The organism is Micromonospora sp. KC723, from assembly GCF_004348595.1.
Taxonomy (GTDB): Bacteria; Actinomycetota; Actinomycetes; order Mycobacteriales; family Micromonosporaceae; genus Micromonospora.
On the sequence record NZ_SMKD01000286.1, the window covers coordinates 1 to 796 of the forward strand.

General features: G+C 68.0%; 1 protein-coding gene. It reads right to left on the bottom strand.

Going from position 1 to position 796, the window contains the following annotated elements:
* Positions 1 to 464: cellulose-binding domain-containing protein (locus E1165_RS28675; RefSeq protein WP_207917072.1), on the bottom strand; the 464-nt coding region annotated here is incomplete at its 3' end.
* Positions 465 to 796: the final 332 nt, after the last annotated feature.

The following is a 796-nucleotide window of genomic DNA, read 5'->3' on the forward strand; positions in this document are numbered from 1 at the left end:
GGGGTGGTGGGCGGCGGGGTCCCGCCGACGGAGCCGGTACAGGTGACGCCGTTCAGGGCAAAGGTGGTGGGCGCCGTGTTGGCGCCGGACCACGAGCCGTTGAAGCCGAACGACACCGACCCGTTGGTGGGGATGCTGGCGTTGTAGCTGACGTTACGGGCCGTCACCTGGTCACCCGAGGAGGTGACGACGGCGTTCCAGGCCTGGGTCACCCGCTGCCCGGACGGGAACGTCCAGACCAGGTTCCAGCCGTTGACCGGGTCGCCGAGGTTGGTGATGGTGACGTTCGCGCCGAACCCGCCCGGCCACTGGGAGGTCGTCGCGTACGTGACCTTGCAGCCCGCCGCGGCGTGCGCGGAACCGGCGACCGCCAGGCCCAGGCCCGCCGTCAACAGGGCGGCGCCGGTCGCGGCCAGGCCCAGCCGCCATCGTGTTCTCCGTAGGGTGCCTCGTAGCCCGCTCATGATGCTCCTCGGTGGGGATGGTGGTGGCGGTGTGGAGGTGGACTGCCCGAACGCCCCTCGTTACCGGCGAGACGCCCAGGTCAAACCGAGGTTAAGTTTGCAATCCAAACATTGTCAATCGGCAAGAACCTATGTGGGAACCCTTGCCGGTCAGGGCGCGGCGGCACCGTGGTGGCGGAACACCGCCCTGCCCGCGCACCCCCGTCTAGTGCCTCGTCTTTGAACGTTGATCGTGTAATCCGCTGGTTCTGAGGATGTATCGGGCAGGCTGTCTCCCAACACTTGTGGTGGGAGGTGATGGCCGGTGGGCAGACGGCCGGAGGTGTTCGTCC